Raw genomic sequence first — 15455 nt, forward strand, 5'->3', positions numbered from 1 at the left:
GCGCTGGTCGCAGCGTCCGACTGACCCAAAGAGATTGCCGGCCGGTCGAGACATCGACCGGCCGGCTTTTTTTCATTCCGCCGCCAGCGCCAGCGCCAAGTGCGGCTGTTCGGTGTTTTCCGGCACGGCGTCGGCCGGTTGCTCCTCGGCTCCACGCTTCTTGGGCTCGCGGCCGAAGAACAGAGCGTAGGCTGCCGGCAGCACGAGGATGGTGAGCACGGTGGCGACGAGGATGCCGCCCATCATGGCGTAGGCGAGCGGCCCCCAGAACACGGCGCGCGAGATCGGGATCAGCGCCAGCACCGCCGTCATCGCCGTCAGCACGATCGGCCTGAAGCGGCGGACAGCCGAGCCGATGATGGCCTCCGAGCGTTCCATGCCTCTGGCTATGTCCTGGTCGATCTGGTCGACCAGGATGATCGAGTTGCGCATGATGATGCCGAGCAGGGCGATGACGCCAAGAATGGCGACGAAGCCGAACGGCGCGCCGCTGATCAAAAGCGCCGCCGCCGCACCGATGATGCCCAGTGGGCCGGTGGCCAGCACCAGCATCGCCTTTCCGAAATGCTGCAGCTGGATCATCAAGAGCACGACGATGACGGCGAGCATGATCGGCGCCTTGGCGGCGATCGAAGCCTGGCTCTCGGCCGAATCCTCCGCACCGCCCTGGATCTCGATCTTGTAGCCGGGTGCGAGGCCATCGCGCAGGCCCTTGATGTCGTTGTACATCTTGGTGACGACATCGTTGGACTGCACGCCGTCCGGCAGCGTGCCGCGCACCGAGATGGTCGGCAAGCGGTCACGCCGCCATTCGACGCCCTGCTCCAGCACCGGAACGACCTTGGCCACCTGCGACAGCGGCACGAAGCCACCGAAGTCGGTCGGGATATAGACCGAGTCGACCGAGGACAGCAGCTTGCGGCTCGCCTCCGGCTCACGGGCGACGATGGAAACCGTCTCCTCGCCGTCGCGGAAGTCGTCGAGCGGCGCGCCGGACATGGTCGCCTGCAGCATCTGGCGGATGCGCTGCGAGCTGACGCCGAGGGCACGGGCGCGGTCCTGGTCGATGACCAGCTTCATCGCCGGCACCGGCTCCAGCCAGTCGTCGTGGACGGCGCCGAGCAGCGGATTGGCCTGGAATTTGGCCTTCACCTCGTCGGCGATGCGACGCACCTCCTGGCGATCCGGACCCATGACGCGCATCTGCACCGGCCAGCCGGTGGGCGGGCCGAGGAACAGGCGGTCGACCTTGGAACGGATCGAGGGGAATTCCTGCGCCAGGATGGTGCGCAGCTTGACGATCAGCCTCTCGCGGGCCGGCTCGTCCTTGGCCATCACCAGAAGCTGGGCGAAGTTCGGATTCCTGAGCTGCTGGTCGAGCGGCAGGAAGAAGCGCGGCGCGCCCTCGCCGATATAGGTGGCGATGAAGCGCTTGTCCTGGTCGTCCATCATCCTGGATTCCAGCGCCTTGGCCTGCGTCTCGACTTCCTTGATGCTGGTGCCTTCCGGCAGCCAGAGATCGACGAGGATTTCCGGACGCGAGGACTGCGGGAAGAAATTCTGCGGGATGAACTGGAACGCCCACAGGCTGGTGCCGAAGGTGACTAGCGTCATCGCCAGCACGATGATGCGATGGCGTACGGCCCAGCCGACGGTGGCGCGCAGCCGCCGGTAAAAGCTGGTGTCGAAGGCATCGTGATGATTGCCGGCATGCTTGCGCTGCTTCAGGATCATGTAGCCTAGCCACGGCGTGAAATAGACCGCGACGAACCAGGACACGACCAGCGCGATGCCGACGACGTAGAACAGCGTGCGCACATATTCGCCGGCCGTCGAGGCGGCGAAGCCGACCGGGATGAAGCCAGCGGTGGTGATCAGCGTGCCGGTCAGCATCGGGAAGGCGGTCGAGGAATAGGCGAAGCTCGCCGCCTCGATCTTGACCAGCCCTTCCTCGAGCTTTCGTTCCATCATCTCGACGACGATCATGGCGTCGTCGACGAGCAAGCCGAGCGCGATGATCAGCGCGCCGAGCGAGATGCGCTGCAGGTCGATGCCGATCTCGTACATGATGGCGAAGGTGGCGGCGAGCACCAGAGGAATGGCGATCGCGATCACCAGGCCGGAGCGCCAGCCGATCGACAGGAACGAAACGACGAGCACGATCAGCAGCGCCTCGCCGAGCGCCTCCATGAACTCGTTGACGGCATCCTTGACGACCTCTGGCTGGTCGGAGATCTGGTCGACCGCGACGCCATAGGGCAGCCCTTCCTCGAAGCGCTGATAGGTCGCCTCGACGTCCTTGCCGACGTCCTTGACGTTGAAGCCCTTGGCCATGACGACGCCGACCTGGACGCTCTCGTGGCCGTTGAAGCGGTATTTGCGCTGGTAGGGATCCTCGAGACCGGAGGTCACGGTGGCGATGTCGCCGAGACGCGTCACCTGGTTGCCGGCGCGCAGGCGCAGCTCGCGGATGTCGGCCGCCTTGGTCACGTCGCCCTCGACCGAGATGCGCACCGAACGCAGGCCGGTGTCGACCGAGCCCGCCGGATCGACATTGTTCTGGCCCTTGATGGCGTTCTGCAGGTCGGTGAGCGTCAGGCCGCGTTCGGCGAGCGCCTTGGATGAGACGTCGATATAGAGTTTTTCCGGCTGGTCGCCGATGATGACCGCCTTCTCGACGCCGGGCGTCGTCAGCAGCATGTCGCGCGCCTGGATGGCGAACTTCTTCAGCTCGGGATAGCTGTAGCCGTCGCCGCTGATCGAATGCAGCGTGATGAAGGTGTCGCCGAACTCGTCGTTGAAATAGGGACCGAGCAACCCTTGCGGCAGATCGCCGGCGATATCGCCGACCTTCTTGCGCACCTGGTAGAAGGCATCCTTCACCTCTTCGGCGTTGGTGTCGCCCTTGATCTGGACGGTGATGATGGCGCTGCCGGCACGGGTGTAGGAACGCACGAAATCGAGATGCGGCGTTTCCTGCAGCTTGCGCTCGATCTTGTTGACGACCTGATCTTCCATCTCCTTGATCGAGGAGCCTGGCCAGACCGCCTGGACGACCATGACACGGAAGGTGAAATCCGGGTCTTCCTTCTGGCCCATGCGCATCAGGCCGAGCGCGCCGGCGATGATGATCAGGCCAAACAGGAAGCGCGCAATGCTCGGGTGTCCGATCGCCCAGCGCGAAAGGTTGAACGGCTTTTTTTCATTCGTGTCGGTGGTCATCGGCGTCAGTCCAATCCAATTGATTGTCGGCGCATGCGCGCGGCATGCTCACGGAATTTCCGATGCTGGCTTCCGGGCGACGAGGCTTTCCGAGCGGAGAGACACTCGTCGCGGTGGGACGCGAGGACGGATGTGGGGGTTACATCGACCTGACGTCTCGACAATCGGGCACTCGCCGCCCGGAAACCGTGACCCACCAGACCCCTGCGGCTTTCCGCCTAAGGTGATGACAAGTGGGTTTTCATTTCGCCTGGGCTTCAGCGCAGGCTGCTGGTGGTCTCGCCATCATTCTGCGCCGATGCGGCCTGCTGCGCTGCATCGCCGGAGAGCTTGACCTTCAGGTTCTCGGTCATGAACTGGGTGCCGGCGGCAACCACGACGTCGCCCTGCTTCAGACCGTCGGCGACATTGACGCCGTCGGCGGTGAAGTCGCCGACCTTGACCGGGCGCGGATGCACCGTCTCGCTGCTACGGTCGACGGTCCAGACGATCTTCTGGCCGTCCTTCTCGGCGAGCGCGCTGAGCGGGACCGACACCATCTGCTGCCGGCTCGCCACCGAGGCTTCGATGTTGGCGGTCATGCCAAGCAGCACGCGCGGATCGTTGGGCAGCGAGACGCGAACGGCAAAGGTGCGCGACTGCGGATCGGCACTGCCGGCAACCTCGCGGACCTTGCCGGCAAGCGTCAGCGCATCGTCCGACCAGAAGCTCGCCTTGACGTCCTTGCCCGGCTTGAATTCAGCGATATCCATTTCCGGAACGGCGATCAGCACTTCCTTCTCGCCGTCGACGGCGACCGTCATGACCGGCGTGCCGGCGCCGACCACCTGGCCGACATCGGCAGTGACGGCGGTGACGATGCCGTCCTGGCTTGCCTTGAGATCGGTGTAGCCGACCTGGTTGCGCGCCTGGGCAAGGGTCGAGCGAGCCGCATCGCGCGTCGCCACCGCCTGGTTGTAGGTCAGCGTCGCCTGCTCAAGCTGCGACTTGGAGGCGAAGTTCTTGGCGTAGAGCTGCTCGGCGCGCTTCTTGGTCAGATCGACCGTCTCGACCTGCCGCTCGGCGGCGTCGAGGTTCGCCACCGCACTCTTGACCGACAAGTCGTAGTCGGAGGGGTCGATGCGGGCCAGCACATCGCCAGAGGTCACATGCTGGCCGATGTCGACGAGGCGCTCGGTGACCTTGCCGGCGACCCGGAAGCCGAGGTTCATCTCGGTGCGGGCACGCACCGAGCCGGAATAGTCGAGCTCGCGGGTGGTTTGCGCCTGACCGATCTCGACCACCTTGACCGGCCGGATGATATCCTTGACTTCGGCCTTCTCCTGGCTGCAGCCGGCAAGCCCGAGCACTGCGACGACGAGCACGGCCGGACCGACTGCCGGAAGCCTGCTCATGATGGAATTGGACAAAGACACTTTAGTACTCCCGAACTGGAGATGAACTGTCTTCCGGCGCCCGGCGGGCGGCGGTTATATCTTCAAGGCCTTGATCGCGTAATCGATGAGGTCGTCGGGCATCGCCCGGTTGGTCTTGGCAAGACATTGCGCCACCATCTGCGGATGGCACAGGATGACGGTGGCGGCGCCGAAACAGCGCGACGCGATCACCGGATCCTGCTCGGCGAACTCGCCGGCTTCGATACCCTGGCGGATCACCTCTGCGAACAGATCGTGGATGCTGTCGATATGCTTGTCGATGACGCCCCAGTCGCGTTCGAGCGCCACGATGACCATCTCATGCACCTTCTGGTCGTCGAGCATGACCTCCATCGTCATCTTGTATTGCGCATGCACGTAGCGACGCAGCCGCTCCTCGGCGCTGATCGGCAGGCGGGAAATCTCGTAGGCCATCTGGTAGCTGGCGCCGAGCATCCGGCCGCAGACGGCCTGGTGGATTTCGACCTTGGAGGCGAAGAAGCGATAGATGTTGGCCGGCGACATGCCGAGCTCGCGCGCAATGTCGGCGACATTGGTCTTGCCGTAGCCATAGTGGCGGAACAGGCGTTCGGCGCAGTCGAGAATGCGGGTGACATTCTCCTGGCGGGTCGGGTCGGCCACGATGTTTGCGATCTCGGGCATGGCTCTCTGTCAAATTATGAGTGACGAATTTCAATTTTCATCAGTCGTAAATCTAAATTCGTGAGATGTCAACGCAGATTCGACGTACGCGTATAATTGGTGACAGATGGTGACAGTCTAGAGCGGCCTGCCGGCCAGGCGCTTCGTCATCCTAGGGCGAAGCAAGGAACGAAGCGACGCGGCGCAGACCCTAGGATGACGAAGTTCCGAAGGCCCACGGCAAATTGTCGAGGCCAGAGCGGCAGTACAGCTAGGCCTCCTTCGCCATCTCCCGCAGCCGGAACTTCTGAATCTTCCCGGTCGACGTTTTCGGAATCTCGGCGAAGATCACCGCCTTCGGCACCTTGAAGCGGGCAAGCAGCGCGCGGCAATGCTCGATGATCTCGGCCTCGGTCGCGGTCTTGGCGGGCTTCAGTTCGACATAGGCGACGGGCACCTCGCCCCATTTGTCGTCGGCCCGGGCGACGACGCCGCAGGAGGCGACGGCGGGATGCTTGTAGAGCGCGTCCTCGACCTCGATCGAGGAGATGTTCTCGCCCCCGGAGATGATGATGTCCTTGGAGCGGTCCTTGAGTTGGATGTAACCGTCGGGGTGCATGACGCCGAGGTCGCCGGAGTGGAACCAGCCACCGGCGAAGGCCTCGTCGGTCGCCTTGCGGTTCTTCAGATAGCCCTTCATGACGATGTTGCCGCGGAACATGACCTCGCCGATGGTCTCGCCGTCGGCCGGCGTCTCCATCATCGTCTCGGGGTTCATCACGGTCAGGCCCTCGAGCGCTGCATAGCGAACGCCCTGCCGCGCCTTCTTTGCCGTCCTCGGCCCCTTCTCCAGCCCATCCCACTCATTGTGCCATTCGTTGACGACCGCCGGGCCGTAGGTCTCGGTCAGGCCGTAGAGATGGGTGACGGCAAAGCCGGCATCGGCCATCCCCGACAGCACCGCCTCCGGCGGCGGGGCGGCGGCGGTGTTGAAGGTGACCGTCTGCGGGAACTGCCGCTTATCCTCGTCCTTCGCATTGATCAGCACCGACATGACGATCGGCGCGCCGCAGAGATGCGTGACGCCATGGTCGGCAATCGCGTCGTAGATCGGCTTCGGCCGCACCCAGCGCAGACAGACATGGGTGCCGGCCTGGACAGCGAGCGTCCAGGGAAAGCACCAGCCATTGCAGTGGAACATCGGCAGCGTCCACAAATAGACCGCATGCTTGGCCATGCCGGCATGGATGGTGTTGGTGTAGGCCATCAAGGCCGCGCCTCGATGGTGGTAGACGACGCCCTTGGGGTTGCCAGTCGTGCCGGAGGTGTAATTCAGCGAGATGGCGTCCCATTCGTCATCGGGCATCGACCAGGCAAAATCCTCGTCGCCGCCGGCGACGAACTCCTCATAGTCGAGCGTGCCGACGCGCCCGCCCTTCGGATAGGGCGCATCGGCGGCGTATTCGGGATCGTCATAGTCGATGATCAGCGGCCTGGTCTTGGCCTGCGCCAGAGCCTCCTTGAGGACGCCGGAAAATTCACGGTCGACGATGAGGACTTTCGTCTCGGCATGGTCGAGTTGGAAGGCGATCACCGCCGCATCGAGGCGGGTATTGAGTGAATGCAACACCGCTTTGGTCATCGGCACACCGAAATGCGCTTCCAGCATCGGCGGCGTGTTGGAGAGCATCACGGTCACGGTATCGCCCTTGCCGATGCCGCGTTTCGAGAGCGCCGAGGCGAGCTTCAGCGAACGCCGCCAGAAATCGCGATAGGCGATGCGCTGGCTGCCATGGATGATGGCGACATGGTCGGGATAGGTCCTGGCCGCGCGCTCCAGATAGGTCAGCGGCGTCAGTGGCTGGTGGTTGGCGGCGTTCCTGCCCAGATCCTGTTCGTAGGGATTGCCCATCCCGTCCTCCCCAATGTCTATTATCGACTTCTAATCACAGGCCTCGCGCCGCGTCACCAACAACGATGTCACGACAGGGTGCATTTGGCACAATGATGATCCAGATTCAGCGGGCGAGCGAGCATCGTATGCCTCCGCTCAATTTGACTTTTGTCGAGAGCCGTGAATAATGTCAGCCGAGGAGATGGCATGGCGATCCGACCGGCAGAACAGCTTATCCACAAGGCCGCCTGGCTTTACTACGCCCACGGCCTGCGACAGGACCAGGTAGCCAGCCAGCTCAACATTTCGCGCGCCTCGGTCGCCATGTATCTGCGCAAGGCGCGCGAGACCGGCATCGTCAACATCTCGACCTCGACCCAGCTTTTCACCGACGATGTCATGGCGCGCCGGCTCGAAGACGCGCTGAGCCTCGACGCCGTCTGGATCGCGCCGGAAAACGACTATGTCATCGATGCGTCGACCGACATCGCCGTGCTGGCGGCGAGCGTCTTTCTCGAACTGGTCAGGAAGGGCGACCGCATCGGCGTCGCCTGGGGCCGAACCATCTACACCATCGCCGACATCATGTCCTATGCCGACCTGCAGGACGTCACCGTGGTGCAGCTCTGCGGCAATCTCGGCGCGCCCTATTCCTACCGGCCGGACCAGTGCACGATGGAAATAGCGCGCCGGCTCAACGCCAAGGGGCTGAATTTCTACGCGCCGCTGGTGCTGACGACGGAAGCGCTGGCGCATGGCTTGCGCGCCGAACCGGTGATCCGCGAGCAATTGTCCGGGATAAGCGACTGCGATCTCGCGCTCTATTCGGTCGGCACGGTCGATGCCGACAGCCATGTCGTCAAATGCGGCGCGCTGAGCGTCGGAGAGATGGCTTTACTGCGCGAGGCGGGTGCGGCTGGCGTCATTGCCGGGCAGATCATCGACGCCCGCGGCAAGGCGCTCGACTGCAGCTACAATCGCCGTGTCATCTCGGCGGCGCTGTCGTCGCTGCGCCAGATCGAAAAACGCCTGATGGTGGTGCAGGAGGACAGCAAGTTCGAACCGCTGCTCGCAGCGCTTGCCGGCGGGCTGTGCACGCATCTGGTGGTCGGCGCGCGGATGGCGCGGCGGCTGCTGGAGCACGCGGGAGCGGCGACCGAAAAGGCTTCCTAGACAGACACAATCCTTGCCGTCGGCGCATTGTCATCAAAGCGTCGCGGCATTCCTGTTCACAGCAACCAAAGACAGCAAAGCGGACGAAGCGAAATGAGGAATTTGTGGAATGACGGCGACGCCGAAAAGATGGTTGCCGACTATGCGAAGAAAGGCGTCGGCCGCGATCTGGCGCTGCGCGTCTACACGACGCGGCTGCTCGGCGGCGAACCCCGCCTGGTGCTGCATGGCGGCGGCAACACCTCCTGCAAGACCAAGGCCACCGACCTCGTCGGCGACGAGTGGGATGTGCTCTGCGTCAAGGGCAGCGGCTGGGACATGGCCGTCATCGAGCCGCAGGGCCTGCCGGCGGTCAAGATGGGCGCGCTCATCAAGGCGCGTGCGCTGGACAAGCTCGGCGACGAGGACATGGTGGCGTTGCAGCGGGCAAACCTCATCAACCCCGCCTCGCCCAATCCGTCGGTCGAGACGCTGCTGCACGCCTTCCTGCCGCACAAATTCGTCGACCATACGCACTCGACTGCCATTCTTGCCATCGTCGACCAGGAGGACAGCGAGCCGCTGGTGCGAAAAGTGTTTGGCGCCAAGATGGGTTACGTGCCTTACATCATGCCGGGATTCGACCTGGCAAAGGCGGCGGGCGACGTCTTCGACGCCGACCCGAGCGTCGAGGGCCTGATCCTCGACAAGCATGGCATCTTCACCTTCGGCGACGATGCCAGGCAGGCCTACGACCGGATGATCCATTATGTGAATGTCGCCGAGGACTATGTCGCGAAGCACGGCAAGCCGCGCAGCGAAAAAGCGGCGCTGCCGGCAAAGCTGGCGAAACCGCACGACATCGCGCCAATGCTGCGCGGCGCGGTGGCGGTCTCGCGCGGCGAAGGTCGCTTCGACCGCATGATCAGCGATTTCCGCACCTCCGACGCCATCGTCGATTTCATCAATTCCGCTGAGATCGCCGACTATGCCGGCCGCGGCGTGTCGACGCCGGACCTGTCGATCCGCATCAAGACCGGGCCGATGGCGGTGCCGGCGCCGGACGCCGACAAGATCGGCGACTACAAATCCGTCATCCGCAGCCATGTCGAGACCTTCGCCAAGGACTATCGCGCCTATTTCGAGACCAATGACGCGCTCGACGACGTCAAGCGCACCATGCTCGACCCGATGCCGCGGCTGACGCTGGTGCCGGGCCTCGGCATGTTCGGCCATGGCCGCACGCTGAAGGACGCCAGGATCGCTGCCGATGTCGGCGAGATGTGGATCGAGGCGGTGCGCGGCGCCGAAGCCGTCGGCCATTTCCATCCACTGTCGAAGGCCGATCTGTTCCCGCTCGAATATTGGTCGCTGGAGCAGGCCAAGCTTGCCTCGAACAAGCCGAAGCCGCTGACCGGCCAGGTGCTGCTGGTGACCGGCGGCGCCGGCGCGATTGGCGCTGCGACGGCCAAGCTGTTCGCCGACAACGGAGCGCACGCCGTCATCGTCGATCTCGATCCGGCCAAGGCCGCGGAAGCGGCCAGGAAGGCGGGCAACGGCTCGATCGGCGTCGGCGCCGACATCACCAACCCGGCCGAGCTGCGCGCCGCCTTCGACAAAGCGGTCGCCGTCTTCGGCGGCCTCGACATATTGGTCTCCAATGCCGGTGCTGCCTGGGAAGGCCGGATCGGCGAGCTCGATGACGCCATGCTACGCAAGAGTTTCGAGCTCAACTTCTTCGCCCATCAGGCGGCGGCGCAGAACGCCGTACGCATCATGCTGGAACAGGGCACCGGCGGCGTGCTTCTGTTCAACACCTCCAAGCAAGCGGTCAATCCGGGGCCGAAATTCGGCGCCTATGGCATCCCCAAGGCGGCGACGCTGTTCCTGTCCAGGCAATACGCGCTCGACTACGGCTCCCAAGGCATCCGCTCCAACGCGGTCAATGCCGACCGCATCCGCTCGGGGCTGTTGACCGACGCCATGATCGCCAGCCGCTCGGGTGCCCGCGGCGTGTCGGAGAAGGAATACATGTCCGGCAATCTGCTGGGGCAAGAGGTGACGGCCGAGGACGTCGCCCAGGCCTTCCTGCACCAGGCGCTGGCCGAGCGGACCACCGCCGACGTGACGACAGTGGATGGAGGCAATATCGCCGCCGCGATGCGGTAGGGACAGGACATCAGAACATCAAAAGAGCGGCCTGCGGGCCGCTTTTCTTTTTGCCAATGAGGCAAGCTGCCTTGCTCCCGCCAATCCTGCCATTGAATCCTCATACGAACGAATCCTTGGGAGACACCATGGCCGACACCTCGAAGAAACTGCGTATCGCCGTGCTGTTTGGCGGGCGCTCCGCCGAGCATGAGGTCTCGCTGCTTTCGGCAACCAATGTCATGGCTGCGCTGGATCCGGCGAAATATGACGCCATCCCGATCTTCGTCACCCGCGAAGGGCAATGGCTGCTGAGCCGCTTCGAAGGCGGCTCACTGGCGACACCGTCCAGCGGCACGGAGGTCTGCCTGGTGCCGGGCGGGCATGGACGGATGCTGGCGATCCCTGCCGGCGGTTCGCCGCACGACCTGCCTGGCATCGACATCTTGTTTCCCGTCCTGCACGGCCTGCATGGCGAGGACGGCGCCGTGCAAGGGCTGGCCGAGGTGGCACGCGTGCCGCTTGCCGGCTGCGGCATCCTTGGCTCGGCCACGGCGCTCGACAAGGACATCGCCAAGCGGCTGCTGAGGGCTGCGGGGCTGCCTGTCGCGCGCTCGGTGACGATCGATGAAGGTGCGGCGCCTTCCTTCGCCGAATTGGAAGAAAAACTCGGCCTGCCGCTGTTCATCAAGCCGGCGCGGCAAGGCTCGTCGGTCGGCGTCAGAAAGGTCTCGGCCAGCCAGGAATTCGCCGGGGCGCTCGCCGAAGGTTTTGAGCACGACCGCAAGCTGTTGGCCGAAGAGTTCATCCGTGGCCGCGAGATCGAGTGCAGCGTGCTGGAGGACACAGAAGGCGGCCTGTTCGTTTCCCGCCCCGGCGAAATCGTGCCGGCCGAAAGCCACGGCTTCTACAGCTACGACGCCAAGTACATCGACAAGGATGGGGCGGCGCTGAAGGTGCCTGCCGAACTGCCTCAGGAGGTCGAAGACAGGGTCCGCGAGACGGCGGCAAAGGCGTTCCGAGCGGTCGGCTGCGACGGCATGGCCCGGGTCGATTTCTTCGTCACGCCGGACATGGATTTCGTCATCAACGAGCTCAACACCATTCCCGGTTTCACCGACATCAGCATGTATGCCAAGGCGATGGCGGCAAGCGGCGTCAGCTACGCAGAGGTCATCGACCGGCTGGTGGCGCACGGGCTGGCGCGCGCCGGCCGATCGGGCTGAAGGCGAAGCTTCGGCTGCAAACAAAAAGAGCGGCCCGCGAGCCGCTCTTTTACTCTGCCGATAGGCCAAGGATTACTTGGCGTTCGGGTTCGGCATCCAGGCCGGCATGGCGACGTCGGCATGGGCGAACTGCGGCAGCTTGGCCGACAGGTCTTCCATGTTCTTGATGTCCTTGTCGATGAGGTCCTTCTGGGTGATCAGCGTCGGCGGCACGATGACGTTGTGGCCCGGGTCTTCGCCGGCGAGCAGTTGCGCCAGCGCGCGCACCGAGACCTGGCCGACGACGGCCGGGTTGGTGGCGGCGGTGGCCGCCCAGGCGCTGTCAGGCTCGCGCATCGCGGCGATGTCGGAGGTCGAGATGTCGGCCGAATAGATCTTGATGTCCTTGTTCATGCCGGCCTCGTCGACGGCAATCTTCACGCCCTTGGCGAACTCGTCATAGGGCGCGAACATCACCTTGATGTCGGGATGCGCCGACAGCACCGAGCGCGCCTGGTTGGCGACCGAATTGGCGATCGGGTTGTCGAGCGTGCCGAACATCGCGACTTCGTTGATGCCGGAGAACTTCTTCTTGACGTCGACCCAGGTCTCGTTGCGGCGGTCGAGCGGCGCGATGCCGGCGACGTAGACATAGCCGGCCTTCCAGCTTTCGCCATTGTCCTTGACCGCCTGTTCGAGCGCCAAGCGCGCAAGGTCGCGGTCTGACTGTTCGATCTGCGGGATCTTGGGGTTTTCGACATTGACGTCGAAGGCGACGACCTTGATGCCGGCATCGACCGCGCGCTGGGCGGCGTCCTTCATCGATTCCGTCAGCCCGTGCTGGATGATGATGCCCTGCACGCCGAGTGCGATGGCCTGGTCGACCATGTCGGCCTGCAGCGCTGCGTCCTGGCGGCTGTCGAGCACACGCAGGTCGACGCCGAGCGCCTTCGACTGCGCTTCTACGCCGGAAAGATAGGCCTGGAAGAAGTCGCCGGTCGAGAGATAGCGAACCAGCGCGATCTTGACGCCGGGTTTGTCGAACGGCGCCGGCTTGTCCGCGGCAAGAGCCGGCGCCTGTATCAGCATCGTGGCGCCGGCAAGCCCGAGCGCCAGCTTTCCCAGAAGTCTTCTTGTGATCGTCACGTTGTTTCCTCCACTTGTTGAACCCAAAAATCTGCCCCGGTCGAAACCCTATCTCTTGCCCCTGCCGGAAAGGGCGAAGGTGAAGACAAGGGCGACGACGAGAACCACGCCCTTGACGAAATCCTGCGTGTAGTAAGGCGCGTTCATCATCGTCAGGCCCTGCAGCAGCACGCCGACGAACACGGCGCCGACGGCGGTGCCGAAGGCGTTGGGCTTGGCGGCCCCGAGGACCGCGTAACCGATGAGTGCTGCCGCCACCGCGTCGAGCAGCAGATTATTACCCGAGGCGATGTCACCGCGTCCAAGCCGGGCAGCGAGCAAAATCCCGCCGATCGAGGCAAAAACTCCAGAAATAACATAGGCCCAGATTTTGTATGCCTTGACAGGCGCGCCGGCGAGTTCGGCGGCGCGTTCGTTGCTGCCGACGGCATACATCATGCGGCCGAAACGGGTGTATTCGAGGAAGAACCAGATCAGCACGGCGAGCACGAGCAGCACGACGACCGAAACCGGAATGAGGTTCGGGATGAAGAAATCGAAGCGGTGGCGGCCGAGCGCCAGGAAGGCATCGCCGAACTTGCCGTTGGCGACCGAGCCGTCGGGCATGGTCATACCGGTGGCGATCGAGCGTCCTTCGGTCGGGATGCGCTGCAGGCCGACGAGCAGGAACATCATGCCGAGCGTCGCCAGCAGGTCCGGCACGCGCATGTAGACGATCAGCCAGCCATTGATGAGACCGACGAGAACGCCGATCAGCAGGCAGGCGATGACCGCGACGACGGCGTTCTGCTCGAGCACAACCATCACATAGGAGGCCGCCATCATGGCGCTGGTGGCGACGGAGCCGATCGACAGGTCGAAGCCGCCGACGACCAGGGTGGCGGTGACGCCGAGCGCCAGCACGCCGGTGATGGCGACGGACTGGAAGATGAAGACCGCACTTTGCGGCGAGACGAAACCGTCGGCGGCGATGGCGAAATAGGCGATCAGCCCGAACAGAAGAACGATGAAGCCATAGCGGATGGCATGGTCGCGCAGCATCATTCTGCACACCCGCGCGCTGCTGTCGTCTCAACCCAACTCATGCCTGCTCCATTCCATGTCCCTGGTTCATGCCGCACTGTGCAGCGGGCCGCCCGCCACTTCGGCCAGCAGCCGCTCGAGGTCGATGTCGGCATTCCGGTGCTCGCCGACGATCGTCTGCTCCGACATCACCAGGATGCGGTCCGCCGTCTCCAGTGCCTCGTCGAGCTCGGTGACGAAGAGCAGCGTTGCGCGGCCGTCGGCGCTTGCCCTCAGCTTGGCGGCGATATCGCGCCTGGCCGAGATGTCGACGCCCTGGAACGGCTCGTCGAGGATGAATAGTTTTGCCTCCTGCGCCATCCAGCGGGCGACCATCACCTTTTGCTGGTTACCGCCGGAAAGCGCCGACATCTCGTCCTTCTCGGAGCGGCAGACGATGCCAAGCTCATCGATCTGCCGGCGGGCGGTGGCACGCTCGATGCGGCGCTTGAGAACACCGAAACGCGACATGCGCCTGTGGAACGGCAGGCTGATGTTTTCCTGGATGTTGAAGCCGCCGACGATGCCGTTTTCGGCGCGGTCCTTGGCGACGAGAAACGCGCCGGCGGCGATCGCCTCGCCCGCAGATGCCGGCGCATAGGGCTTGCCGTTCAACGTCATGGTGCCGGACAGCGGCCTGCGCACGCCAAAGAGTGTTTCGGCCAGCGCCGTCTTGCCGACGCCGACGAGACCGGTGACCGCAACGACCTCGCCGGCACCGAGCGTCAGCGAGATCGGCCGCGCGCCGGGCGTAAGACGCAAACCTTCGACCGTCAGCACGGGGTGTGCCGAATTCCGGGCGACGACGCGGTCGAGATGGATCTTGCGGCCGAGCATGGCGTTGACCGCACCCTCATAGTCGAGCGGCTTTTGATCGAACACGCCACTGACCACGCCGTCGCGCATCGAGACGATGCGGTCGGCAAGCCGGCGGATGTCCGACATGCGGTGCGAGATGTAGAGGATCGCCACGCCCTGTTCGCGCAGCCGATCGATCAGCGCGAACAGCCGGTCGGCCTCGGCGCTGGACAGAGAGGACGTCGGCTCGTCGAGGATCAGCACCTTCGGCCGGTGCGCCATGGCGCGGGCTATGGCCACCATCTGGCGGTCGGCCAACGAAAGGTCGCTGACCCGAGCCTTGAGGTCGATGGCCAGACCCATGCGGTCGGCGACGGCCTTGGCCTCGCGGCGCACGCGGACCGGATTGAACAATGTCGGCACACCGCTGCCGCTCAGCCTGTCCAGCGTCAGATTGGTGGCGACATCGAGATCGGCGACGACGCCGTCATTGATGTTCTGGTGCACGGTGACGACGCCGGCGCGGATCGCCTCCGCCGGGGTTTTCGGGGCGAAATCCTCACCAGCGAGGCTCATTGTGCCGGCGCCGCGCTCATAGACGCCACTGATGATCTTGACCAGGGTGGATTTGCCGGCGCCGTTGGCGCCCATCAGCACGGTGACCTCGCCCGCATGCAGCTCGACCGAGATGCCGCCAAGCACCTCGTTCTGGCCAAAGGATTTCCTCAGGCCGTCCACACGGAACACGGCATCAGCGCCCATTCGTTCCTC

The 15455-nt window shown here is 64.2% G+C and carries 10 protein-coding genes; 3 read left to right on the forward strand and 7 right to left on the reverse strand.

The genetic code is table 11. The features are described 5' to 3' along the window. Nucleotides 1-72: 72 nt before the first annotated feature. The 4 genes from DH08_RS31300 to DH08_RS31315 form a co-directional block, all read right to left on the reverse strand. Nucleotides 73-3222 (reverse strand): efflux RND transporter permease subunit, encoded by a 3150-nt coding sequence (locus DH08_RS31300; RefSeq protein ID WP_192183088.1) that lies wholly within the window; start codon nt 3220-3222, stop codon nt 73-75. Nucleotides 3223-3479: 257 nt separating this feature from the next. Next, complete coding sequence (locus DH08_RS31305; protein WP_192183089.1) at nt 3480-4616, reverse strand: efflux RND transporter periplasmic adaptor subunit; 1137 nt, start codon at nt 4614-4616, stop codon at nt 3480-3482. A gap of 75 nt (nt 4617-4691) precedes the next feature. Then, nucleotides 4692-5300, reverse strand: a complete 609-nt coding sequence (locus DH08_RS31310) for a TetR/AcrR family transcriptional regulator (protein WP_192183090.1) — start codon at nt 5298-5300, stop codon at nt 4692-4694. A gap of 250 nt (nt 5301-5550) precedes the next feature. Next, nucleotides 5551-7191, reverse strand: a complete 1641-nt coding sequence (locus DH08_RS31315) for an acyl-CoA synthetase (RefSeq protein ID WP_192183091.1) — start codon at nt 7189-7191, stop codon at nt 5551-5553. Between the two features lie 189 nt (nt 7192-7380). Here DH08_RS31315 and DH08_RS31320 point away from each other — a divergent pair, with 189 nt between their 5' ends. The 3 genes from DH08_RS31320 to DH08_RS31330 all read left to right on the forward strand — a co-directional run bounded on the left by DH08_RS31320 (nt 7381) and on the right by DH08_RS31330 (nt 11699). Further along, nucleotides 7381-8346: a sugar-binding transcriptional regulator gene (locus tag DH08_RS31320; protein WP_192183092.1), complete on the forward strand. Its 966-nt coding sequence runs from the start codon at nt 7381-7383 to the stop codon at nt 8344-8346. 93 nt (nt 8347-8439) lie between these two features. Then, nucleotides 8440-10494 carry a bifunctional aldolase/short-chain dehydrogenase gene (locus DH08_RS31325; protein ID WP_192183093.1) on the forward strand — a complete coding sequence of 685 codons (2055 nt, stop codon included), beginning with the start codon at nt 8440-8442 and terminating at the stop codon, nt 10492-10494. Nucleotides 10495-10622: 128 nt separating this feature from the next. Then, on the forward strand, nt 10623-11699 hold the full coding sequence (locus DH08_RS31330; protein WP_192183094.1) for a D-alanine--D-alanine ligase family protein: 1077 nt from the start codon (nt 10623-10625) through the stop codon (nt 11697-11699). Between the two features lie 72 nt (nt 11700-11771). On the opposite strand, the gene DH08_RS31335 is transcribed toward DH08_RS31330, so the two are convergent. The 3 genes from DH08_RS31335 to DH08_RS31345 form a co-directional block, all read right to left on the reverse strand. Next, entirely contained in the window at nt 11772-12824 is a 1053-nt protein-coding gene (locus tag DH08_RS31335; RefSeq protein WP_192183095.1) for a substrate-binding domain-containing protein, read from the reverse strand. Nucleotides 12825-12872: 48 nt separating this feature from the next. Then, nucleotides 12873-13868, reverse strand: a complete 996-nt coding sequence (locus tag DH08_RS31340; protein ID WP_192183096.1) for an ABC transporter permease — start codon at nt 13866-13868, stop codon at nt 12873-12875. A gap of 66 nt (nt 13869-13934) precedes the next feature. Next, complete coding sequence (locus DH08_RS31345; protein WP_192183097.1) at nt 13935-15446, reverse strand: sugar ABC transporter ATP-binding protein; 1512 nt, start codon at nt 15444-15446, stop codon at nt 13935-13937. Between the last annotated feature and the right edge of the window lie 9 nt (nt 15447-15455).

The sequence above is a fragment of the Mesorhizobium amorphae genome (genome assembly GCF_014843845.1).
In the GTDB taxonomy this organism is placed as follows: Bacteria; Pseudomonadota; Alphaproteobacteria; order Rhizobiales; family Rhizobiaceae; genus Mesorhizobium; species Mesorhizobium amorphae_A.